This window comes from Pseudomonas ficuserectae (assembly GCF_024584585.1).
Lineage (GTDB): Bacteria > Pseudomonadota > Gammaproteobacteria > Pseudomonadales > Pseudomonadaceae > Aquipseudomonas > Aquipseudomonas amygdali.
Genome location: NZ_CP085684.1, coordinates 1,449,222 through 1,472,167 on the forward strand (window position 1 = coordinate 1,449,222; position 22,946 = coordinate 1,472,167).

A 22,946-nucleotide genomic window follows, 5' to 3' on the forward strand; every position below is an offset into this window, starting at 1 on the left:
GAGCGTTCGTACCGATCGAGGTGTTGGCAGCCTCAAGGATCAGTTTTGGGCGGGCTATCACTGCGTATCTGCACCAGCCTGAGATTGAGGGATTTAGCCTGGTCGGTAGAGTTTATTTTGACCACAAGGATCGGTTCCGAAATGGTCGTTTGATTCGGACATCCGATGTCTTGGAGTTTGTCGAAATTGCAGATCACCTCGTCGCAATTACCCTCACAGGCAGCGCGTACGTACTGATTGCGCCAGGCTGCGACCTGCTGACGCTGCCCGGAGAATGACAATGGAGCTATTACTATTCTTCGAAATGATCTCTCTAGAAGGTCAGTCTATGGCAGGAGCTTCTTCACGGGCCGCTTCTGCGATCGAGCAAAAGCTTCGGGCCTCAGGTAAGCCTTGGTGCGCGGTTTCGGGCTGGGTACTGATTGATATGATCAGTCCAGATGGGGCTGTGCCGCTTCCGGAACCAATGCTGCCTATGATCATGTACGCTCACCACGTCCAGATAGATAACAGCCACAGGCTTCGCGGTGGGGACAGCGTCATGTCTGGGTTTGCAACGTCCTACAACCAAGATGGGGTTTTCGAAACCGCCGGCACCATCTACATACTTATGGGCCGAGGCTTTAGGAAGGAGGCGGACGCTTCCGTGGTGAGGGCTGCCCAGTTGCGGCTGAGTGATACCACGCTAACTTCGTGAGTTCTGTTCATTGAGTGGCCCGACCCCTTCCCTCGGAACAAGGTGACGAATGATGAGATACAAGGCTGTGCTTTTAGATGCTTTCGGGACGATTTTGCAAATCAAGCCTGGCAGACATCCATATCGACAGCTTTTGAAGGAAGGGATTCGGCACGGACGTCGTCCGAGGCCCGACGATGCAAAAAATTTGATGAGGTTTAACGGTGGGTTGTCCGAAGCGGCTGATCACCTGGGCATCAACGTCCACCCTGCACGGTTGGCTGAAATTCAAGAGATGCTTGAGCAAGAAATTAGCTCCGTCGTGGCATACCCGGATGCCCTAGAAGCTGTCGCCTTGCTGCAGGAGTGTAGTCTCCTGCTTGCAGTTTGCAGCAACCTTGCGTACCCATACGGTCGCGCTGTCAGAAGGTTATTTCCGACCATGGATGCATTCGGGTTTAGCTATGAAATTGGCCTGATTAAGCCAGACCCACGGATGTATCAGTCAACCTGCGAAATGCTAGGCGTCGAATCTGACAATGGATTTGGTGAGAACAGAGTCATCATGGTGGGTGATTCACTGCGCTGTGATTGTCATGGCCCACGCGAAGTAGGTATCACTGGCATACACCTAGACAGATCACAGTGTAGTGGCATCAATGATCTGATGGTCTTCGCAAGGCACGTGCTTCGCGAATCGTAGCCGCGCTGTACAAATGTCGCAGAACAAGGCACCTCGCCTTCTCAAATATCCTGAATGACGCCACTGGAGAGGTTGGAGGCAGTGATGAGCGCAAGCGTGTACTGCGATATCCAGATGACTCTCGAAGAAGCTGTCGAGATGCTCGAAGTCCTCCGAGCCTTGCGCGAGGCTGGTCGCTACCCGGCGCTTGAAGAAAAATTTCACGACATGCAGGCCCAGCTCACCGATTCCATCAGCTACGCAGCGTCAGACAGAATCGGATTGCTAAAATCCAAGCCCAAACATTAGCAGACTGCTTTGGGGCCTCTTCACACCTGCTCGGCTGGGCCGGGCGGGGGCGTTTGACTATTCTTAAGGCATTGCTCTGAGAGTAGGACAGTTTGAGCTTGAGCTTGAGCTTGAGCGTTGCGCGTAAGCTGTTCCTGCATCCACGCACCAGCTTGATCGAACTCTTCCATCATCGATGCGAATTCATCTGGTGTGAGATGGACTGGGCTGGTTTGGTGCTTCATTGGGCTTCCAAAGTTTGTAGTAGTCAGAGGCCCATGGGCTAAGAGCCCACCCTCAGGGCAAGCCTGCCCAGCGATCAGGAAATCCAGGACTCCACAGTGTCCGAGCCGTATTCAGCTTTCCACTCTTTCAAAACCTTATGGTTTCCGCCTTTGGTTTCAACCACCTCACCCGAATGCGGGTTCTTGTACAGTTTCACAGCGCGAGGCCTACGTGTGCCCTTCACCGGCGCGGCAGCAGCCGTGCCTGGCTTGAAGCCGCCCAGAGGATCAAGAATCGAGATGACGTCCCTTAAGCTCTTGTTGTACTCGCCCAACAAGCCACGCAATTTGGTTTCAAATTCAATTTCTTGCTCAAGGCCTTTGTCGCCTTTCATTGCTTCCAACGCCGCTAACTGCTCGGCGAGATGGCGTTCGAGTTGGCGGAATTCTGCGAGTTTTGACATTGGAAATCCTGTCTCTGTGTAGGGGACGTGTGGGTACGATGGTAGCACCACGCGATCCAGATCCGCTTGGCCATGGGCTAACTTGAGGCTCAAAGTGTTAAGCGGATGCAGTGCTTTTGATCCAGACAATGCAGGCTGAAACGGTAATGATCGACCCGAGCGTTGTTAGAAGAATTACTTTCGCGATGACTCCAGCCTCTCTTCGTACCTATGTACTATGACGTGGAACAAAACCCTTGGAGACAGGATGCGCAGTAGCCTTTTGTACGCCGAGATGGCTTCCGGGCGAGACAGCTATTGTCATTGTACTGGCGAAGCGTTAGAAACGGCCTTCGGCAGCCGATGAGTGTGACACATGAGCAGCAAGGCGACCTTGGAGTGGAGCTATAGCCCCGCAGGCCTGATTGACGGCTTGCTGGAGTTTGAAAAGTTTGGTGGTAGCGTTGTCGCTGCGGGTGGCAGGGTCACAGCAGATTTTGATGAGCAGGTCTATCGGGCGGATGCAACGCTTGCTGATAAATTATTGGTCGCGATCCAGGCTAGGCTGGCACCTGCCCAGCGCAGGCTCCAACAAGCAGTAGAGTTTTCACACCCTCCAACCCTGACTGTGGCGCATTCGGATGGCAAACGAGAGATGTTCCTTGAATGCTATGCCTCTGTCTCGATAAGCGATCATTTTGAAATTCAGATTATCAGGAATGGGGTCGTGATCGAGGACTCGGAGCAGGAGCGCATTGAGCGAGAGTCTCGGCAAGCTTTGTTGCTGGAGAGTCACTCGGATGATCTGATTCTCGCTCGGACACTGGCCAGTCATCGGAACTCTCTCCGTGATCCAGATAACGAGTTTGTTCACCTGTACGAAATCTGGGATGCGTTGGAATCAAAGTTTCTGAAGCGCCATCGGGTCGCGGACGCCCTGAAGATAGAATTTTCCAAGTTTGGCCAGTTTCAAGCCGTGTGTAACAGACCTACCTCCGCCAGTCGGCATCGAGGGACAGCCGACGGCGCCTTGAGACAGCCGAGCCCGGCTGAGTACGAGTTGGCCAGATCCATCGCTTGGGAGCTTGTGATGGGGTATGCGGAGTGGCTGAGTACGCAGGCGAAACTGCATGATGCCGCTGCGGGCAACTGAAGCCCTGATCGACGCTGGGTCGGGGAAAGTCGACCTTCACAGATCCACAGCTGGTTCAAATCTTGGCCTGTGCTATTCACGGAAAGTATGATTTTCTCGATCAGTTCATCGAACTCAAACCGTTCAGCCACCACCGCTACAACCCTGATCATGTGGCCCTGCGCCGAGGGAGTGATCAGACCTTCACCGACGCTCGAACTCAATAAATGTGATCCCACTGCGTGAAGGTCAGAACGTTCGGTAGGCGCCATAAGTGGAAATTACCGGTTTTGAATTTTTGAGACCAAAATGCAAGTCTCTGTGCTTCAGTTTGATTAACGCCGCTCCACTCGACTATCACGATGTGTCTGGACTGGGCATAGGCGGCGATCACATCATTGAGATGGTCATCATCCCCCGAGTACCCGAACACGATGATCTCTTGAGATTCGTTCAGACTGAGCCCTAGGTAGTTCCAGTACGTGGAAAGCACCGTCGAGGCGCCAATCACCGATCGCTTATGGCGAACGTGGGTCAGTACGATGTGATCAGACCCTTCCGGTGAAAAAGGGTTGAGCTGATGTCGATCACGTTTCCTGGCCAGTCCATGGTGGTCAAAGAATAGAGGGGAGCCATGTAGGTGGAGGTAGTATCCAAAGTCATTGTTGTATAAGCGCGTCAGTGCATCTGAGCTGAAGCCATTTGCAACCATGCCGTCCACAAGCGTGGTATGGAAATAGCCCGCCATTAGGCCAGCATCTAGAAATGCTCCATAGAGAAGCTTGTCGTAGTTGAGAGTGGCGACGTGTGACTTTGTCTGGCGAACGAACGCGATTAATGGTTCCAGAAAGGCCTGCGGGAGGCCATGGGCGTAAAGGTGCAGCCTGGTGGCTACCTTGTGAAGGTAGTTTCCCACTGCGACCGGAAATTGCAGACCTTCCTGCGATAACCAGTGAACGTTCATCCGCTGTGACATGTTGATGCTACTAAGCGTCCTGCACGCTGAGATCACCAGGTGCAGTGGGTCGAGCTGATCTTCCCGCGCGGGGATGACGCCATTTCCACCAAGGCACTGACTGATTAGCTCTTTGTGCACATCACTGATGGCAAAAGGGTCATTCCATACATCAGCCATAGCGTTGGTAAGCGAAAAATGTTGGGGATCAAGCGCCATCCCTAGGCCGTTTCCAAATATCAATGTCTTCCTTGGCATCATCACTTCCTTGGGGGGCTGAATTTTCAATCGTTGACTGAAATAGCGTACTCGCTTCATAACTGTGTATCGCTGCTCAGTGAGCCAGCGCTTCGGTCACCACGGCCCTGGCGACTCGTAGCCCCAGCCGGCTGGTCATAAGTAAAGCGGACAAGCAGGGGGAAATGTCCTACCCAGCTCGGAGAGTAGTTGAATTTCATCAGCTTAATCTGTCCCAGATTTGGCCTCTGGTACCTATGCTCAGCATTGTCGCGCGTAGATGCGACCAGAGCATCCTCCGCCTTAGGAATTGAGTGAGAAGACAGAAGGCTGGGTTGACATTGGCCGGATGAAAAATGCCGTTATAGAGAAGTCGGTTGGTGTACTAGAAAAGGGGAGCATGGCCGGGCGGTTATTCAACCAATGGCACCGGCCATTTTTTCAAAGAGTCGATCGTCGGTCAGTCAGCCTCGTCTGGCTCCGTCTTCGGCGCATGACCACCGTTCAGTGTTGTGTCAGACGGCGTAAGGTAGTGCTGGGTCATGACCGATTCGAGGTGCCCCACCTGTTTGGGTAACTGGTCATAAGCTGGGAGATTTCCCAAACTAAGTTCGATGACTGCGGCTCGAATGGAATATGCGGTGGGTTGCAGACCGTCGGAGATTACCTTTGACGTCCAGCCCTTGACGATTTCGGAGAACTCCCGCGCTGACATGGGTTCATTAGGGGCTTTCGAGGAGGGAAAAAGATAGCCATCGGTCTTTAATTTTTCAGACCTGATGTATCTCTCCAAGACGTTGGTGTTTTGGGGCACAACGGTATGGCGCTGCTTATCAATCAGGATCAGGAAGCCAGGATTAGAGTCATCAAGCTTTTCGAGATTGGCTTTGGCTGAAAGAAACATGTGCGAGCGTAGCCCAGTCTCAATGAGAGCAAACAGGCTCTGATCACGAAGGTTGCCGGAGGCCTGTACCACCCTTCTGACTGCCTCTAACTCATGTGGACTGATCGTCCGTCGAGGCGAGACAAGCCTAGGTGCTTTTTTGATACCTGTTTTGAGGGGCGGGGCATCACTTTTGGCCTCAGTGTGCCGAAGGCTCTGGGCAGCAGTGACGTTAGAGGGGCCAATGGTGCGGGTATCAGATGATGGTTGCGGCTGGAGGTGCTTGAAGCTGACTAGTGCTTGGAGCGGCAATGCCTCTGCGAATACCCGCAGCGTTCTGGCTGCAATAGTGGGTTCATGGCTGGAACTAAGCGTAGTCAGCATTGCCGACGCTATGGCTGTCCGCACTTCGCTCTCGGAGGGGCTCAGTGGTTTGATCGAGCTTGATTTTGAGCTTTGCACCACATCATGGTAATCGCTATACCCGAGCCATTTTGAAAGAAGCTCACGCGCGAATGATAGGCTGATGGGATTTTGGCCTGGCCACAGTTTTTGGACTCGTTTCGCGATTCGCTTGAAGCCAGATTGGGGGAGCAGATCTTCCGAATAAATCGGGATGCGCATAGCAATTCTCCAATACGTCATGGTGTCGGCTGCCCGCTGACTGTTGTCGAAATGCGTGCGAAGAGATGTGAACTAATCCTGATGCACAGAGGCTATGCGTGCCGACCGCTCGATCCAGGTTGATCGAAAGTTCGACGCTATCACGTATGGTTTAAATTGTGCAATCAAGAGCGCGGGTAGAAGCGACACATTTACCCGTTGGCATACACGGCAGACTACTGAGCTTCTGGGCCAGGGCTGCGCCTCATGTGAAGTGCGTCAGGGATGCAAATCTCAGGTATCAGTGTAAGGCAACATTTAACGGATGAGGTGAGCTGAGTTGGATGGTGATGAGGAATGAGTTCGATACCCCCCCCCCCAGGCATACTATTCAACCAGGGGCGCTAAACGCTGGTACGCCAGCCCCTTTGTGAACGGTCTACTCGGAGCTAGATCATGGGGGAAAGAGTCCGTGACCTTCAACCCGTATGCAACAAGGTAGGCGATCCATTCCTCCTTATGGGGCCTTGAGGCGATCAACACTACCGATAGCGCCCTGGTTTGTACCGCCGCCGTCGGGGACATGGCGAAACCGAGTGCGACGACTGCATCCTGCACTAGCTGTTTGGACAACGTTAAAAAACGCCCATCCATTTCGACGAATAATCCTTTTGCGCTGACCGAGTGCAACGTGCAGATAAACGGATCCCATTTGCTCGAATATGCCGGTCGGAGCCAGACTCGATCATATTTTCTAAAGCTTCTATCTTGAGTCTCCAGAACTATCGGTGAACGGGGGCGAGTCAGCCGCTGGTTGATGGCATCAACGAGTGCCGGATGGTCGCTGACGAAGACCTCTTCAGGATGTCCTCTATGGCATTGCTCGGCATGGCGGACATTGAACGGCTCCTGCGGACAGATCGAATCTTGATTGGGCGTCAATCGTTGAGGCATCACGTTGCGCTGGACGTCTAAAGCTGCGAAATAGCGGGCAAGTCCATCAATGAAATGTGGCGTGGCTCCGGGCTTGGTTCTACGGCTGTCAATGAGCACCAGGCGTGAGGTTTCTGGGATGTTTTGCAGGGTGATCAGGAAATCGCTGAGGCTGAACAAGTCACAATCGGTAACCATGATTGTGCTGTATTTGGGGAGGTCTTGCGGCAGCCGGTAAAAAGGGATTGGTTCTTTTTCAGCATGAAGTTCATGCAGGGAGCTCAGACCACTGGAGTACACGACTACCAGTGGAGCCGAGGCATATAGAATTTGCAGTACCCCCGACAACTGGGCCATGAATTCATGAAGGCACTTCAAGTCCTGCGGGCGAATGATGGATATTCTGGAGTTAACGGCAGCGGTGATTTCGTCTTCGTAATCAATATGGCTATAGGACGCAACGACTTGGCTGTATCTTGAATAACTGTAGCGAATTTCATCAGCGGTATAGGTTGGAAAAAAATTCCGCGAAAGGCGCTCAAGCTGTCTGCGGACAGCCACTTGCAGGTTAGCGTTGGACTTGAGTTGATAGTGATCGCCGTCAGTGATTACCCAACCGGCATTGGCGCTAAGCCTAAGCCCTTCTTTCAGCTTCACAGGTACGTCAGTTTCACGGAATAGCGTGCGCTCGCCGCGAATTTGCTCCAGGAACCAGCCCATGGCTTCAAGTACAGTCCTCTGATCAGGCGACAACCTCGCTCCCGTGGATGAGAGGGCTGCTCGCCTCTCGTTCTGTGACGCGAAGGCGAGGAGGGCTTTCACTTGTGCTGATGATGATTCATAAGCCTGCGAACCATAGGTCTCATAAAAGCGCTCAGCGTGGATTTGAGCTAACCCCCAAGCCATCACACGCTTAATCCGCTGATACCGTGACAGGCTTTCCTGAAAAGAAAGCCCGAGCAAAGTGCGCTCGGGTTCCAGGAGTACGTTGCACCACGGAAGCATGTCGCCGCTCGTTAGAGACTCAAGCAGTACCTCACGCGAGCCAAGACTCTGTGACAGAAGCAATTTCTTTGCCTTGGGGGGGAGGTGAAAGCTGTCTATAAAGAAACTGTTCTTGATAAGCTCGTCCCAGCCCGAGGCGTCTACACCGCACTCCAGAACTGCTACCAAATTCACCCCGTTGCTACGGGCACTCGTTCGTAGCAGGTACATGCGCCCGGCCACCAAAGGTAGTTCGAACCCAGCGGTGCGGTACCGTAAAGATACCGTCCGATCACTCCCTGTATCGTGGCAACTCGCTAGGCTAATACCGTCGAGGCGATGAAAAATTCGCTTGATCAGATATTTTTTCAATCAAGATCACCCAACATTATTCCTGACGCATGCATCATGTCTTGTTCATGACGTACTAGACGCAGCTGCTGCTTTAGGTTTAAGTTCTCTTGACGCACCAAGGTCAGTTCAACTCGAAGCTTTGAACACTCAATATTCTGCTCAGAGGGCTTTGTCGCTTGGTGATTACCGCTGTTTAGGTGCTGATTCAATAGTGATAGAAGCTGAATAACTTCGGAGCTTCCTCTCCCCGGATAAAAAATTTGTCGTGTCGCGCCGATACGCTCTGCAAGCCAGGTCAGATCAATGCTGCCTTTGCGGACAGGAACAGGGATACTATTTTTAATCAGGCTCATCAACTCTTCCCGAAGCTGAAGGGCGAAGCGATTGCTCAAGTTCAGTTGTGCTAAGTGATCCAATATTTTTGGTTCTTGCATGGCGCCAGTCCAAGAATGGTTTGCAGGTCTTTGCGTCTGAAAGCTCAGCGGGGATTGAGGTCATTGTCGCACTCGTCATTAATTTTCCACTATCAAAATAGAGGTATTGATTTTCAAGTAGGATTTTCTCAACCAAGTGACAGGTTTTCTCAAAATCATATAGATTGGCGTCTGTCCTGCTTACTGGGGTGGCAACTGGTTGCGCTCGGTGGGGCAAGTCCCCCAGTATTTTTTCGAGCACTGTTATACGGTGAGTTGCCTCGCTTAGCTGGAGACGAATTACGTCATCAGGAATGCTCGCATTGAGTATTGATTTTGGAAGTTTTACACACAATTTAACCGCGTATTGGTCAAATAATTCCTTGTGAGGCGTCGACTTTTTGCGATATAAGGAAGGATCAACGCCAACAATTGCTGCCACCCTTTGAGCTAGGATCGAGGCATTCTTGATGATTTCGCCGTTCTTCAAGAAGGATTGCAGCACAGCGTGAGTCTTGGATAGCGTGTTTGTGAGCTGGAGTTTTCGACCGGATCTATCAACTTTAAGTTGATCTGCAGGACGAGATGAAGTCTTCCTCATTTTTACTTGCCTCCCAACTTTCGGACCGATTCCGATATCAAATCGAAAGTTTCGTCGAATGTGCAGTTTGTGGCTTTAAGAATCGACGCAATTTGGTTGGCTAGGAGCCGGAAGTAGGAAGGCTGGGGGTATTCTGCCGAGAGGAGTTCTGGGGACTTGGCGATCTTCTCAACTACGGCAGTGTAGTTGACAGACGTCAAGTGTGGATAAGCTTCGGAATCCAATATTTCTGCAATGATGCGGTGGCGAGGGTTTGCCATGTCGACCGCGTGCCTTTTTGCTCCAACCAGATCCCGGTACCGGCTTATATAGCCGGGATTGCTGTTCTCAGACTCCAGAAATGTATTAAGCTGATCAGCTAGTCGTGTATAGGACGCTAATTCGTATCGTGTGATAGTGAGATCTGAATGGTATGGTTCTAATTCTGCAGCCGGCAAATCGGTTGAGCTGAGCTGTACAATCTTCTCAATAAGTTTTTCGCTTTTGCGTTGGGCCTGTCTCATACAAACATTTATTCCAGGGAGATGGTCTACACCCCACACTGCGCCATCACACAAACTGCATGTTCTAGCTCGGCGTGTAAACTCCATCAACTTCATAGGGCAATCACCATTTCTCATGCAAATGCAATGGGTCATGAACAGCGGAACTGTTTCAGATTTTACCATCAAATCAAGACCGGTTTCTTGGCTGTTGATAAAATAGAATTGTTTACTAATGAAGTTTTGATCTCTGATAAGTTGCTGTTTGTCCTGGCTCCAGCCTTCAACAATCGCGCTCCCAGGAGAGTTTGGAGACTTTATCTTGCCCATCAGTGCCTTGTAAGCACTTTCGGTAACTATATTGTTAGCCGTGTTGATATTTTCGAGAAGCTCTTCCGCAGGAAGTATTGTGTAGTAGTCAGACATGTTACCAGATCGGTGGCCGGCTTGTCGGGCCGCGATGGTAACTTCCAGATGCCCGTAGATCCGCATATGTGTTATCCATGTCGCTCGCAGAGCATGGGGCACATGGACTGCAAGATCTTCGCCTGTTTTGCCTGGTGTGATAAAAGCGTGAAGCGAATCAGGTGATACGACCGAATTGTACAACCCTTCAAGTCCCTGGCAGAAACGTATCCACTCATTTGAATAAGTAGAGTCAGCGAACGGGAGATCGTTTCCGCCCCATGGACTGCGAAACAACGGGCAGATTTGACCATAGCCTTGCGGATCTCTCGGATCATTTTCGTAGTAAACGAGGCCTGGAGGTATACGATAGATCTCTGTTTGAAAACGTCGCTCATCAAATAAGCTTTCCATTACGTGACCATCAATCACCACGTCCCGAGAGTTTCCGGATTTGTCAGTGTTTATGTGCAACATACACAAATTAAATTCATCTATTTTGCTGCTCTCAAAACCCTTGTCAAATGTCCTCAGGTCTAGCCACTGGCCATTCTGAAGCCTCTGGCCTGCGAATAACGCAATCGCAAGCATTCTCAGGCTTGAAAGCCACGGAACATACGAGGTTATCATTTCTGTATATTCGGCCTCAGGGACAAAGTAATCCCCGTACCACCAATGATAAATGTTGGGGATAGAGTCGATCGGAATTTCAAGATTTTCAGTTGGGTTGGTTGACCTTTGAATGGTTACTAACGCAGTAATTTCTAGTTCAGACAAATCTATCCAATCACTTCGCTTAATTATGGCGGCGTTTTCAACACTGATCCGGCCATCAATAATCATGGTTCTGAGTTGGACGCCTATTGAGTCAAGCGTATGCATGTAAGCCTTAGCAATAATAGCCGCTTCGCGTGGAAAGGGAATTTTGTTGCTTTTTGACCGGCTGCCGCTGCCTGTTGAGTCCATTTTTATATTGACAGGGTTAGAGTATTTGCCGTCTACGATGTCGTATCTAGGGCCATAAGTTCTCACTGTTTCAAAAAACAAATGCACCGCATTGATAAAAGGCTTATTAGATTTCTGTGTTCTAAGGGTGTTGCGTAACTGCAAAGCTGTTAACGGAACCTCAAAGCTGTCATCAAGGCCTTTTAAATTGCTTATTGCTTCAACAGTTTCTTCATCAATTAGGTCGTCGCACCAGTACAAAATACGCTCGAAATCTTCGATGCGCTCGGGGAGTACAATGCGAGAGTCTGGGTGCTGCTCTTTCCATAGTGGCAGGTAACAAAATACATAATCCAATAGGAATCGAAAATGATTTACTTGGGCATCGATATAGCCTTGTGATTTTCTTTTTGATTTTTGGAGTTTCTTGAAAAATTTAGATCCCATTAGGATCCACTGGCTATAGTGCTCCATAATTTCAACTTTCTGTCGACCTGGATAGAACGTATTCGATATCCAGTCAAGGTCGGCGTTTCGTTTCGGAAATTCGACCAACAGCATGTAGTCTTCTGCTGACACCGCCATGCTGAGCGTGTCCAGCAGACTTCCGTCCTCGGTCACCGCTCCGCCGGCTTCCGAAAGCAACTGCTCGGCACGCTGTTTTATCTTTTGTTCACGACGATTTTCTATTGCCTTTGGTGATGGCCGAGCGTATTGCCTATTGATGTTTCTGATTTTGTAGCGTCTCAGCTTCTTGTCATGGGTAGGCAGGCTTTTGGCCTCTTCAGGTGTCATGACGTAATATTTAACGTATTCCAAGTATGTCTTTGTATATCGGGACGCATCACCTTCATGCGTGCGCTTGGCAGCCAGGTACATTCGATAGCGTTCTAAATAGAAGGCTTGATCTGGGGATATTATTTCGGGATGTAAAGTAGAAAACCTATTGACCCAGCTAAAGAGCGCGAATTTTCCATGCTTTTTTGTGCTCCCGTAAATCTCTACCATGGCGGGAACCGCCGACCACAGCTCGTTGAAATCGACGTCTTTGGGTGAATGCCAGTTGGTACGGTACTGCCAGTTACGCGAGGCTCGCTCCAAAGAATTCACACCCTTCGCGACCTCCCAGATGAAGCCATACGTATATTTTTCTTCAAATTCCGGATTTTTCTTCCAGGCGTGCGTTATATTAAATGTGTAGGGCAGCGTCACGACACCCTCTGACCACAGTAAGCACAGAAACTCTTTAAATACTACTCGTAGTCCCGAAACGTCTTCAGCCCATTCTGGATCTGAGCCGGTAAGTTTGTGATAAAGTTTTGTGTCTTCTGCTTTGTCGTATTCTACCCCTTGGGATATTTCATAGATAATCTGCAGGTCTTGTTCTGATATGTTATTTAGTGGTCTCAGGTGAGATAACTTTAGGATTGCAATTCTTTTGTGATACTGCTTGTCGATAGAGTTCTCTTTGAGTCCGTTTTCCTTTGATTTGATTTTACTGATGATTAGGTTGAAAATTATATACGCTGCTGCTGCGAGTTTTTTAGCGTTTGCTACAGTTATCACTGTCAATAGATTAATCACGCTGCCAGCCTCCTGCGCAAGTCTCGCGCTAGGGCTTCGTAGGAGTCGGCACGCAGGCTGTCTATGGATTTTGTTTTATTCCAAATCAGTTTAATCTTTTCTGACGCGTCGATCTCGGCCATCATGATTTCTTGGTCGAGTTTTGCGTAGATCATAGTGGCAGTGATATTGGCATGCCCCATCAGAACTTGGATTTCGGCCAAGGTCAAACCTATGCTTGGTCGACCAGGTATGTAGACAAAGTTTCTTGCCCAGTAGCCGTAGAAGTGCCGTAAGCTGTGGGATGTATAAGGCTTGCCACCACGCTCAGTAAAAGCCATTTTGTTCTCAGTCTGGGCTTTCAAGAGCGCGCGATTAAGCCTACGATTTAACGAGTTGGCTTCCAGTGCTTCCAGTAGAGGTGCGCCGTAGCTGTTAGGGCTGTCTGACACAAAAAGGAAATCACTGTCTGAAGTGGGGCGCTCGATCTTATATTCTGCCAGTGACTCAAAGAACATCTTTTTAAAGGGTTCGAACATATAGATGTGAGCAGTGGCCCTGCCTTTATATGGCAGTTCCTTCGCTGATGGGTCGCGACGATTATTCGGATCGGCCACCAGCAGCGTTCGCTCCGAGACCTTGATGTCTGAGATTTTCATGGCCCACGCTTCTGACTGCCGCAGGCTGCCCCCACATTGGAGCAGGGCCACAGTCCGCTCTAACGGTGGAAGGCTTTTGAGAAGATCTAGGATCTGGTCGCTCGGAAAGTCTTTCCGTTTCGTATCCGTGGGAGCCTTGCCGCCCTGAAGGCCGCCTATCGCCTGCCGGAACATCTCATCTGGCTTGGGTTTGAACTCCATAAGGTTCGACCGCATCTTGCTAATCTCAGATCGGTTACGTGCCCTAGGTTCGAGCTCAATGAGTTCTGCAGGCAGTTCCACTTTCTCCTCAGGGTTAAGGAGGTTTACTTTCGATAGCGAGTCCCTTAGCAGTGCCGAGTACTTGCGGAGGAAGTCGTTTGCCGCGGCTTTGTATTTGTTAGCTGAGGCGATGGTGATGGGGCTCCTGCCTAGCCGGGTCGCGATGACTCTGATCAGGTAGTCGTCACTGCCAGCAGCCTCTGTCAAGAGCTTGAAATAGGATTGTAGGGTTTCACTCAAAGCTTTCGGGTCGATCTCCCCTGCGCCAAGCGCTTTGGCTTCGTAGAGATAATCGACAAGAAATGCGTTGTGGCCTATGTACTGGTAGTTTGCGTTCTCCGACCGTTTGCTACGGGGCATCCGGTGGATGATGCGTGAATAGGCGTTGAAGGGGGCTACAGGTTCTCCGGTTGCTGCTTCGTACAGGCGGGGCGGGTCGCAGCGAATCAAGATCACATTCTTTAAACCACTACCAGCTTTTGGAGGTTGGCCTTCCGCTTCTTTTCTGGTGTCCACGGACGAGCCGCTTGGAGTGAAAGATTCGATTAAATTCGATTTTCTCATATATTGACTAGTCCCTATATGTGTGATATGAATACACATATACACTATAGATATTAAATAATCACGCGATTTTCGATAGATAAATTCTATTGATACATGCTATTTGATAGGTTGTTGAGTTTCTTCAGGCTTCACACTGAGTTTTAGTCTCTAAAGCTGGAGCGGGACTACCCCAGCTCGGCGGCCTTGTCGGTCAGTTACATGGCCCTGGCGCGGCGTGCTGAGCGGTAGAGTGTGGTAGGGCGGTAGAACTGAGAAATGGCAGCGTAATTTCGAATTACGATCGCGGATCAGCCGGTGCATACCCTTTTGCTTGTCGGTGCCCTTTAACGCTGAGCATGTTCGACTAAGTCCTTTCTCATGGTCTGCGACTGGGCAGGAAGTATTCTGTCTCTATGTGATCATCTGGCGTGCCCGTGCCCGTGCCCGTGCCCATGCCCATGCCCATGCGCTGGTCGATCGTCGCATTGACTGGCACCCCTAGTCACAACGCATTCCCGACGTCTTTTTGATTTGGTGACCTGTAGGGCGCTTGAGTTGCTCACGCGTCCTCTTCAGTCTCACTCATTGCTAGGAAGGCTGCTCACTGCGCGCGGAAGAGCGAATGTCTGGCGGTCTGTGGTTTCCGTTGAATCTGGTTGGCGGCGGCGTGACAGGTAGGTGGGCATTATTCCGCGCACGGTGTCGTGGGCGCATGAGGCTACGGGCCGAGAATTGGGTTTCGCTCACAAAAAATTTGCAGTCTGGCGGGGCGTACCGTTGCTGCCGTGTGTGCCGAGGAGGGGATAGGCGATAATTGAGTGCGCGGAGATTTAGAGCGGAAGTATCTGATTAAAAGCAGTTTTTCTTTGGAAGGGATGGAGCGGGTAGAGGGAATCGAACCCTCCTCGATAGCTTGGGAAGCTATAGTTTTACCAATAAACTATACCCGCATAACATAAAAAGCTTGCTCACAAAAGCGGTTGTCCAGTAAGAACCCTCAACTAAAGCTTGGGAAGCTTTCGTTTTACCACTAAACTATACCCGCTCTGGGACCTGCTCTGAGCGGCTGACTTTGTACCAGAACCCTGCCTTGATTTGAAGCGCTAATTTCACCGCGCAGCGATTTCCCTCCTGATCACACCCTCGCACATCCCCCGCCAGCTGCACATGCGTATGGGCTGACGGAGAGGCGCTCACGGGTTTCAGAAGGCGAAAGCATGGTGACCCTGAACCCGGTTGTAGACGCTGGATGACGCGTGTGCCGGTTGCAGGAAGTTCATGAGCGCCTGTTTCGAGTCGCGGCAGGCGGCCTTGTGTTCCATGTCCAGGAAGTGGCCTGTGGCTTCGATGGTGTTGAAGCAGCAGTTCTGCAGGTATCGGGAGAACTGCGCGGCGTCGTTCGCGGAGGTGTACTCGTCCCAGGCGCCATTGATGAAAAGCACCGGCACCTTGATGCGCTGCCCTGCTGTCAGGTAGTTGTCCGGGTCAAGCTCCAGTACCTGACTGAAGTGATAGTGCATCTGGTCATATTCATGACCGTCCAGGCTGCTGACGTGGCGATAGTTGACGCGCTTGAACAGCGCCGGCAGGTGCTTGCCGATAGTGTTGTTGATCAAATGCCCCATGTCGTAACGGCTATGTGCGCCGAGGTAGTCGAGGCCTTTGTCCAAGTACTCGCGCATTGGGCCGTTGATGACCGGTGAGAACGAGCTGATCACCGCGCTTTCGATGCGTCTTGGTTGATGCGCCAGCGCAACCAGCGTAGCTGCGCCGCCCCAGGAGAAGGACAGAACGTGCTCGGCGTTGAAATGGTCGATCAGTTCCAGCAACAGCTGACCTTCCTCTTCCCGGGTCAGCGGTGCGCCGTGCACGTTATGTGGCTTGGACCTGCCCGAGTAAGGCTGGTCATACAGCACCAGGTTGAAGGTGGGGTAAAGGTTGCGGACGGTCTGAGCAAATGACGCGGTAGTGGCCAGTGAGCCGTTGACCAGAATGATGGTCTTTGCGGCGGCATCGGTGTGATAGAATTCGGTATAAACCCGCAACTGTCCTTGTATGTCCAGCACTGCTTTTTCTGGCGACATAGGTGTAACTCCTGGCGTAAACAGGTAGACGTGCACATGACGTTGCACGAGTTTCGTGACAGGCAGGCGATAGCCGATTAAAGGCCCATGTCGATCCGATAAGCTGTTCGACAGGTATTGTTATTGGCGGGCAATGTGTCGCGAACCAGCAGCTCGATACGGCAAAGTGTTTCTTGGAATAATGGATTGCCCCATCAGTCGCATAAGGACTGACAATCCCAATCAAGCAGCCGATCCGTTAACCCGCAAGTGTCATTCGTACCTTGTTTGCGTAATCCGCCAAACGGTTGTGACTTTTCAGAACAGGCTGATTTCCGCAGCGTGCAACGCCCGGTAGCCGCCGGGTGCCAGGGCAGGGTCCAGCGCCAGCGCGCCAATATTCTCCCGGTGCAGGCGCAGCACTTTGTTATTGAAGTGACCGAACATCCGTTTCACTTGGTGATAACGACCTTCGACAATAGTCAGGCGTGCGCTACGTGGCCGCAGCAGGGTTAATTGCGCTGGTTGCGTGGTGATATTCTCAAATGAAAAATACATACCGGCAGCGAATGTGGCTGCGTAGCGTTCGTCGATCGGTTGTTCGGTCTCGACGTAATACACTTTGGGCATTTTGGTCTGCGGCTGGGTGAGGCGTCGTGACCATTGACCATCGTTGGTAATCAGCATCAGGCCAGTGGTGTTGAAGTCCAGCCGCCCGGCGATATGTAGCTCGTGTCTGTCAGGCTCGTCCAGCAAGTCGAGGACTGTCGGGTGCTGTGTATCAACTGTCGCGCTGACGCAGCCTTCAGGTTTGTGCAGCATGAAATAGCGGGCAGCTTTGCCGGCTTGCAGTATTTCCCCGTCGAGCGCTACGCGACTGAAGTCGCGCACTTCGTGGTGCGGGTCGCTGGTTGTTTGCCCGTCCACCTGCACCCGCCCGCTGGCCAGCGCCAGGCGCACGCTTTTGCGATTGAGGCTTGGCAGGTTACTGAGGAAGCGATCAAGACGCATGGCGACAGCGGCGGATAGGGGATGGGGGGCGCATCTTACTTGTTGATCCGGTCGGCAGACTGGCCGGATGCGGCCTCCTGGATCCCGGCGCAACGCGGACACAGACACGCCTTGTCGCGGATGTCCGCAGGCAGGGCTTCAAGCAAAGCCGGGTCGATGCTTTCCGAAAAGCACCAGCAGGCCTGATCTGCAGTAAGCGGGTCAGCCAGGCTGCACTGGTTGTTGAAGCCGCACAGAGGGCAAAGGCGGGTGTCGTTCATGGCGATTGTCTTGCTCGATGATCGGGGCAGTTGGTTCAGGCGCTCCTGCCAATTGGCTATGTTGCAGGGGGATGATAAACCGGTGTGCGCCGCAACAGTGCAGATATTGCTGCGCATCGGCAGTGCACCAGCAGCACCCTGTCGTAATGGATACCCTGTGTCGACAGGCTGTTGAACAGGTCGCTCAACGACGGTGGCGTCTTGCCGAAGCGGTTGCGTACCGTCAGTACATCCATTGGCGTTGGCGGTAACCAGCCCTTGAGGGGCGATGCGTTCGAGTTGCCTACCACCCGTGCAATATCGTCATAGGTTTCGTAACTGGTTGTCTGGAACTTGGACAGGCTGTAGTTCTTAAGCCTGCCGGGCAGTGAAGTGCCCGCGATTATCTTGTCCGTCATCAGCAATGGCTCATGCGCGGCTACTGGATACATCAGGATATTTTCCTTTGTATTGGAAATGGCAAACGGCCGGGCATTCTTGTTGACGATACGGTGCAATTTGGGGTCGACCAATTCATAACCATGCGGCGCATAGGTGCGGATCTCCGTGCCGTTGGGGATCTTCACCGTCGCAGTCCACGGGGTGTAGTACCCGTGGGTGCTGACCACCAGTGTCCGCGCCTGACCTCTGTCCGACGTCCAGAGCAGGAAACGGCGGCCCAGCTTCCAGGCATGCACCGGCAACAAACCGGGCGACACTATGCTGGTGATGGTCCAGCGTTTTAGCAGGGCGTCGGTATGAAAGAATTTTTCCAGTCGTGTATGGCGCGGTTTTAATGGCCGCATGCTTAAATGGCTGGAGCCTCGTGAGCCACCGGACAACACTAAAGACGCCCCCGCTGTATGACCGGCAGGTTTGACGATTTTGGTCAGTGTGCGCAGTAGTCTCGGTGTCTGCGGCCCAAGCTGTAACAAGCCCAGCGATAATGTTGCCTGCAGCGCCTGATTCTTTTCTGCGTAACGACTGCCCGGCAAATTCGCGGAGGCAATGCTCAGTGCAGTAAGGCCGACATCCGCTGCAAGCGACGTTAAAAACGCCGGTGTCCGCAACAGAGACATAGGCACCAGCAAACGCTGTAAGTGGTGTAGGCGGTCTGTCCAGTACGCCAGCGAAACCTGTGCGGAGGTCACGATCTGCTCTTCTGCATCAGCCAGCGAATTCTGTTTCAGGAGTTGATGCAGATAACCGAACGGCGAGCCCTCCAGTTTTTTTTCACACAATGAGTGGTGCAGGGCTTTTCGAGCGTCTGGGTTGTACAGCGCATCCGTCCACGGGCGCAGGATGGAGACGGGCGGACCGGGTGCCTGAACGCCGCCCCATAGCTTGAACAGGTAGTCCAGACGTTGGTGATGGCGCACGGGAACGTAGCGCATCACGGCTTCACGCCAGTCCGGTTGGGCGGTCTTCAGGTTCAGATAGCGTTCAAGTGCATCGCCGTCCGTAAACTCGATAAAGGCTTCGGGATACCCAGGCTGATAGAGCACCTTCGGTTTACCGGGTTGCTCAAGTATCAACAGCCCGGTGTATTGATGTTCCATGCCGTCGATCAGCGAGCCCTGAACGAAGAAGCCAAGTATCAGCCAGTGATTGGGCGCAGAAGGGGCGAGCGCTTCAACGACTTGATCGAAACCGCTGCGTTTGAGGCTGCCGCGCTTCAGGCTGATCAGCGCCTGATGGATGAAGGCTGATTTGAGTGCCTGTTCGATGGCTTCTTTTTGCTGCCCCCAGAATTCTTGGATACGTTTGGTCATCCAGTTCAGAAAATCGAATGCCTTGATATAGTCTTCAAGTGCCTGCGGCGTGATCGCCAAACTCTGGCCCTGAGCGCGTACGCCCTGGCCGGTGGTGTCGAGAAAGACCTCTGTAATACCGTCGTGATCAATGTAGCCCTGAGGAGCATCCACCCGATAGTTGATCACCAGCGCTTCGCTCAGGCTGATCGGTTTTTCATCGGGTGTGTGAACATGCGTGGGTGGATTGCGGGCTCCACCCAGCGGGCTGATAGAGTTACCGGATTGATAGGCGATGAACACGTGGTCAGGGTTGAGCGTCAGACCGTGATGTTCCAGCAGATAACTCTCCATGACCTGCGCAGCCATTCTGGAGGCCGAGGGGATGTGTTCCAGAAGAGCAGGGTTGGTCCGCCAGAGGTCTACCGCCCCGGCCAGCTTGAGGCTGCGCGATACCGTCTTGAGCAGGTCGATGTTCTGGCTGTTGAGCTGTGTCTCGGCGAATGATGCCTGGGTCAGTTCGGTAAAAACGTCTTCTGCGAGCAGCGGCGCGCTGGCAACGATGCCTGCGTCCTGATCAAGCGCATGCAACGTGTAGCCATAGAGCTTCGAGGCATTCAGGGCCGCTAGCAGCCTGTTGGTCATCTGGTCCGGATCATCGCTGAGGTATTCGATTACGTTGCCCTTGGCACTCAGTATGTGAATGAAACAGTGGGAGGTGGTTTTCGAACTGACCTGAAAAATTCCAGGCACCGTTTCGCCGTTGAGTGACAAGATTCGAACCTCGGATTTCTCACCGCGGCCGCTCTGTTCCAGTGTCGCTACGTCGGCAGGGAAATCACTGAGTCCCAGAGCGTCCAGCGTCAGGAAATAGCCGTCGCGGCTGATGTGCCCGTGGAAGAACCGGTGAGCCAACCCATCCAGAAAACCCAACCGCGACAAGGTGCGGCAGGTGACTGTGTGTCGTGTCCTGAAAGCCTCCAGAGCCATGCTGTAGTCGCGATCCAGCGGTGTCTCGCTGAGCCACTTGAGCACCTGCCTTGCGCTCAGTGACGGGGCTTCCTCGGACAAGGGCGTGTCGATGATTTCACTGCGATACAGGGCCACGAACTGTTCTGGATCGACGACCGCCAGTGCTACGTTGGTCAGCGACATGTCAATGCTGTAACGCTCATGCCCCTCGTCGTTCAGGGCGGGCAGGGTCTGCGTGCTGAACGTGATCCGCAGCGTGTCCGGGTCCAGCGTCTTGCCGGTCTTTTGTTCGAGCAGCATGACGAGTTGTTGGTGGACATAGTGTTTTCGAGTCGGCGGGAAGTCCATATCCAGCTGGCACGCTTCAAGGAGCAACGCCGAGTTGGCGATCAGCTGGAAACCCGGGCTTTTGCGCAGTGCTTCGAGCGTGCGTTCGATGCGTGCGGTCTTATCTTGCGTAGCGTGCTTTTCGGCCAGCGGTGGCAGTGGTTGTTCACGGGGTGGAAACCGGAGCGCAGGCATGGCCAAGGGCGCCCAGGCATTGAGCGTATCGTGTCGGCTGTTGCTGTACTCGGGCAGCAGAACGCTTGGCTGTTCCAGCAGAAATGATGAGGCGTGAAGGAGGGTGTCCTGGTGAAGCGGACTCCAGATGTGGTTCATGACGGCTGGTCGAAGTGAGTGGATGCGCACTATGTCGGCAAGGCCGTCCGAACATGACATAACTATGTAGTAGTGGCAGAGCCTGTGGAGTAACAGAGCTGTTTCAGAAAGGGCGGCACGTCAGAGCATGCCGCCTTTTCGCTTACATCTGTTGCAAGTGGGCACGCCAGCCGCCGAGATGGCTGATGTCGCGAGCACCTGTCAGGCCGTAGGCTTCACAGATAAACCCGGTCTCCCAGCGGCCATCGGCCAGTTGCAGCTTCCCCAGGCCCAGCGGTGCCGGAATGCCGGTCAGAAACGAACCCAGCTCGACACTGGGCAACTCCCAGACTTCCACCTCAATGGCCACACCGTCTTCGGCCACCCGTACCATGCCTGGACGGAAAGGCGGGCCACCGGCCAGCGCGAACAATTTATAGTCGGCTGAGCTGTGTGTGCACTCCAGCAAACGGGCACCGCGTCGCTTGAGCTGCCAGTTCAACGCCAGTCCGTCCAGGTGCGCGCCGCAGACCACCAGCCGGGCCATATCGTTACCTGCTAAGGTCTTCGGCGCGGGCAATCGAGGTGCTTCACCGCTGATCAAAGACAGGTCGGTGTGCCGCTGGAAAGCATCGGCCAGACTGAGCAGGTATTGATCGGTGAATGCCCGTCCGAACAACGTAATGCCCCACGGCAGACCGTTGCTCATGAAGGCACTGGGTACGGCGATGGCGGCGTAGTCGAGCAGGTTGACGAAGTTCGTGTAATAGCCCAGCTCCGAATTGCGCAGCACTGGCTCGGCAGCCAGTTCTGCTGAAGTTACCGGGCGGCCGATGCTCGGCGTTACCACACAATCCAGCCCTTCAAGCGCCCGATCGCAAATCACCTTGAGCGCCTGTAGACGGTATTGCGCCCGAAACGTATCGACCCCGCTGACCTGGGGTGCCTTGGCCAGCACGTCGCGGATCACCGGCAATACCGCATCAGGGTGTTCTTCCATTAACTGCCCGGCGACGCTGTAGCGTTCGGCCACCCACGGCCCCTCGTACAACAACCGCGCCGCTTCGAGAAACGGTGACAGGTCCACCCTGACAGCTTCGCCGCCCAGCGCAGTGAGATGGGCGATGGCCGCGCTGAACAGCCTCGGTCCTTCGTTACAGCCAAAGAATTCCAGGTCTTCAGCGCGTGGTACGCCGAAGCGAAACGGTCGAGGTGCGCCGAATGCCGAAAGGTCATTCCACTGCGGGTTGTGTCGGCTGTATTCATCGTGCGGATCAAGCGTGGCAACCAGCCCCAGCAACTGGCTGGCTTCCCTTGCTGTGGCAGTAAAGATCGACACGCAATCCTGCGTACGGCAAGCGGGTACGACACCAGCGGTGGAAATCAGCCCCTTGCTGGCTTTCAGCCCCACCAGATTGTTCAACGCTGCGGGCACACGGCCCGAACCCGCCGTGTCAGTGCCCAGCGAGAAGCTACTGACCTCCAGCGCGACCGCCAGTGACGAACCAGAGCTTGAGCCGCCGGACGGGTACTCTTTCAAGACACTGTTGGGGCAGGCGCCATAGGGCGAGCGGCTGCCATTCAGGCCGGTGGCGAACTGGTCCAGATTGGTCTTGCCCATGGGCACCGCCCCCAGCGCGATCAATTGCTCGACGATGGTTGCCGAGCGCGCTGGCGTGTAGGCGTACGCCGGGCAGGCAGCGGTGGTCGCAATGGCGGCCAGATCAATGTTGTCCTTGATCGCGAAGGGCACGCCATACAGTGGCAGGCTTTGAATATCGCGATTTTCCAGCGCGGCCAGATAGGGCTCCAGTTCAGCCGGGCTGAGCAGGTGAATGAACAGGTGATAATCCGCGTTGAGCGTTGCGGCTTTTTCCCGTAGCGCCAGAATCAGCTGGCGTGGGGAAATCTGGCCGGACAGGTAAGCAGTGCGTACGGTATCCAGGCGCAGGTCGTTGGGCAGTGCTGAGTCGTTCATGACGCAATTCCATTGAAAGTGAAA

17 protein-coding genes and 1 tRNA gene are annotated in these 22,946 nt (G+C 53.1%); 4 read left to right on the forward strand and 14 right to left on the reverse strand.

Annotation, left to right across the window (positions count from 1 at the left end; genetic code table 11):
- Positions 1 to 328: 328 nt before the first annotated feature.
- From LJU29_RS29535 to LJU29_RS06510, 3 genes are all read left to right on the forward strand, one after another.
- On the forward strand, positions 329 to 697 hold the full coding sequence (locus LJU29_RS29535) for a DUF6957 family protein (protein WP_371321908.1): 369 nt from the start codon (positions 329 to 331) through the stop codon (positions 695 to 697).
- A gap of 49 nt (positions 698 to 746) precedes the next feature.
- The gene (locus LJU29_RS06505) at positions 747 to 1,379 is read left to right on the forward strand and encodes an HAD family hydrolase (RefSeq protein WP_257111859.1); all 633 of its coding nucleotides are present in this window, start codon (positions 747 to 749) and stop codon (positions 1,377 to 1,379) included.
- 84 nt (positions 1,380 to 1,463) lie between these two features.
- Positions 1,464 to 1,667 carry a hypothetical protein gene (locus LJU29_RS06510; protein WP_032608730.1) on the forward strand — a complete coding sequence of 68 codons (204 nt, stop codon included), beginning with the start codon at positions 1,464 to 1,466 and terminating at the stop codon, positions 1,665 to 1,667.
- A gap of 298 nt (positions 1,668 to 1,965) precedes the next feature.
- On the opposite strand, the gene LJU29_RS06515 is transcribed toward LJU29_RS06510, so the two are convergent.
- Positions 1,966 to 2,334 carry a histone-like nucleoid-structuring protein, MvaT/MvaU family gene (locus tag LJU29_RS06515; protein WP_024678831.1) on the reverse strand — a complete coding sequence of 123 codons (369 nt, stop codon included), beginning with the start codon at positions 2,332 to 2,334 and terminating at the stop codon, positions 1,966 to 1,968.
- Positions 2,335 to 2,689: 355 nt separating this feature from the next.
- Here LJU29_RS06515 and LJU29_RS06520 point away from each other — a divergent pair, with 355 nt between their 5' ends.
- Positions 2,690 to 3,466 carry a hypothetical protein gene (locus LJU29_RS06520; protein ID WP_257111862.1) on the forward strand — a complete coding sequence of 259 codons (777 nt, stop codon included), beginning with the start codon at positions 2,690 to 2,692 and terminating at the stop codon, positions 3,464 to 3,466.
- Between the two features lie 199 nt (positions 3,467 to 3,665).
- On the opposite strand, the gene LJU29_RS06525 is transcribed toward LJU29_RS06520, so the two are convergent.
- The 13 genes from LJU29_RS06525 to atzF form a co-directional block, all read right to left on the reverse strand.
- Complete coding sequence (locus LJU29_RS06525; protein ID WP_005755336.1) at positions 3,666 to 4,658, reverse strand: SIR2 family protein; 993 nt, start codon at positions 4,656 to 4,658, stop codon at positions 3,666 to 3,668.
- A gap of 439 nt (positions 4,659 to 5,097) precedes the next feature.
- Positions 5,098 to 6,144, reverse strand: a complete 1,047-nt coding sequence (locus LJU29_RS06530) for a site-specific integrase (RefSeq protein ID WP_257111864.1) — start codon at positions 6,142 to 6,144, stop codon at positions 5,098 to 5,100.
- A 366-nt stretch (positions 6,145 to 6,510) separates the two neighbouring features.
- Entirely contained in the window at positions 6,511 to 8,412 is a 1,902-nt protein-coding gene (locus LJU29_RS06535; protein WP_257111866.1) for a hypothetical protein, read from the reverse strand.
- Positions 8,409 to 8,747, reverse strand: coding sequence for a hypothetical protein (locus tag LJU29_RS06540; RefSeq protein ID WP_229610940.1), 339 nt, complete (start codon positions 8,745 to 8,747; stop codon positions 8,409 to 8,411). The genes LJU29_RS06535 and LJU29_RS06540 overlap by 4 nt, the downstream gene beginning before the upstream one ends.
- Positions 8,734 to 9,408, reverse strand: a complete 675-nt coding sequence (locus tag LJU29_RS06545) for a hypothetical protein (RefSeq protein WP_080269598.1) — start codon at positions 9,406 to 9,408, stop codon at positions 8,734 to 8,736. Before LJU29_RS06545 ends, LJU29_RS06540 begins: the two co-directional genes overlap by 14 nt.
- Before the next feature lie 2 nt (positions 9,409 to 9,410).
- A complete protein-coding gene (locus tag LJU29_RS06550) occupies positions 9,411 to 12,824 on the reverse strand; it encodes a site-specific integrase (RefSeq protein WP_257111869.1) in 3,414 nt (1,137 codons plus the stop codon).
- A complete protein-coding gene (locus LJU29_RS06555; RefSeq protein WP_257111871.1) occupies positions 12,821 to 14,239 on the reverse strand; it encodes a tyrosine-type recombinase/integrase in 1,419 nt (472 codons plus the stop codon). Before LJU29_RS06555 ends, LJU29_RS06550 begins: the two co-directional genes overlap by 4 nt.
- 906 nt (positions 14,240 to 15,145) lie before the next feature.
- Positions 15,146 to 15,219, reverse strand: a tRNA-Gly gene (locus LJU29_RS06560).
- A 252-nt stretch (positions 15,220 to 15,471) separates the two neighbouring features.
- Positions 15,472 to 16,353, reverse strand: a complete 882-nt coding sequence (locus tag LJU29_RS06565; protein WP_257111873.1) for an alpha/beta fold hydrolase — start codon at positions 16,351 to 16,353, stop codon at positions 15,472 to 15,474.
- A gap of 297 nt (positions 16,354 to 16,650) precedes the next feature.
- Positions 16,651 to 17,343: a pseudouridine synthase gene (locus LJU29_RS06570; RefSeq protein WP_005755352.1), complete on the reverse strand. Its 693-nt coding sequence runs from the start codon at positions 17,341 to 17,343 to the stop codon at positions 16,651 to 16,653.
- A 35-nt stretch (positions 17,344 to 17,378) separates the two neighbouring features.
- Positions 17,379 to 17,603 carry a cysteine-rich CWC family protein gene (locus tag LJU29_RS06575; RefSeq protein WP_005755353.1) on the reverse strand — a complete coding sequence of 75 codons (225 nt, stop codon included), beginning with the start codon at positions 17,601 to 17,603 and terminating at the stop codon, positions 17,379 to 17,381.
- 56 nt (positions 17,604 to 17,659) lie between these two features.
- Complete coding sequence (locus LJU29_RS06580; RefSeq protein WP_257111875.1) at positions 17,660 to 20,965, reverse strand: dermonecrotic toxin domain-containing protein; 3,306 nt, start codon at positions 20,963 to 20,965, stop codon at positions 17,660 to 17,662.
- Between the two features lie 142 nt (positions 20,966 to 21,107).
- Positions 21,108 to 22,922 (reverse strand): allophanate hydrolase, encoded by a 1,815-nt coding sequence (gene atzF, locus LJU29_RS06585; protein WP_257111876.1) that lies wholly within the window; start codon positions 22,920 to 22,922, stop codon positions 21,108 to 21,110.
- Between the last annotated feature and the right edge of the window lie 24 nt (positions 22,923 to 22,946).

What these genes read in the sequence shown, in the direction of transcription:
- LJU29_RS29535 (WP_371321908.1), top strand. Translation starts at nt 329, where the DNA reads ATGGCAGGAGCTTCTTCACGGGCCGCTTCTGCGATCGAGCAAAAGCTT.
- LJU29_RS06505 (WP_257111859.1), top strand. Translation starts at nt 747, where the DNA reads ATGATGAGATACAAGGCTGTGCTTTTAGATGCTTTCGGGACGATTTTG.
- LJU29_RS06510 (WP_032608730.1), top strand. Translation starts at nt 1,464, where the DNA reads ATGAGCGCAAGCGTGTACTGCGATATCCAGATGACTCTCGAAGAAGCT.
- LJU29_RS06515 (WP_024678831.1), bottom strand. Translation starts at nt 2,334, where the DNA reads ATGTCAAAACTCGCAGAATTCCGCCAACTCGAACGCCATCTCGCCGAG.
- LJU29_RS06520 (WP_257111862.1), top strand. Translation starts at nt 2,690, where the DNA reads ATGAGCAGCAAGGCGACCTTGGAGTGGAGCTATAGCCCCGCAGGCCTG.
- LJU29_RS06525 (WP_005755336.1), bottom strand. Translation starts at nt 4,658, where the DNA reads ATGCCAAGGAAGACATTGATATTTGGAAACGGCCTAGGGATGGCGCTT.
- LJU29_RS06530 (WP_257111864.1), bottom strand. Translation starts at nt 6,144, where the DNA reads ATGCGCATCCCGATTTATTCGGAAGATCTGCTCCCCCAATCTGGCTTC.
- LJU29_RS06540 (WP_229610940.1), bottom strand. Translation starts at nt 8,747, where the DNA reads ATGAGCCTGATTAAAAATAGTATCCCTGTTCCTGTCCGCAAAGGCAGC.
- LJU29_RS06545 (WP_080269598.1), bottom strand. Translation starts at nt 9,408, where the DNA reads ATGAGGAAGACTTCATCTCGTCCTGCAGATCAACTTAAAGTTGATAGA.
- LJU29_RS06565 (WP_257111873.1), bottom strand. Translation starts at nt 16,353, where the DNA reads ATGTCGCCAGAAAAAGCAGTGCTGGACATACAAGGACAGTTGCGGGTT.
- LJU29_RS06570 (WP_005755352.1), bottom strand. Translation starts at nt 17,343, where the DNA reads ATGCGTCTTGATCGCTTCCTCAGTAACCTGCCAAGCCTCAATCGCAAA.
- LJU29_RS06575 (WP_005755353.1), bottom strand. Translation starts at nt 17,603, where the DNA reads ATGAACGACACCCGCCTTTGCCCTCTGTGCGGCTTCAACAACCAGTGC.
- LJU29_RS06580 (WP_257111875.1), bottom strand. Translation starts at nt 20,965, where the DNA reads ATGAACCACATCTGGAGTCCGCTTCACCAGGACACCCTCCTTCACGCC.
- atzF (WP_257111876.1), bottom strand. Translation starts at nt 22,922, where the DNA reads ATGAACGACTCAGCACTGCCCAACGACCTGCGCCTGGATACCGTACGC.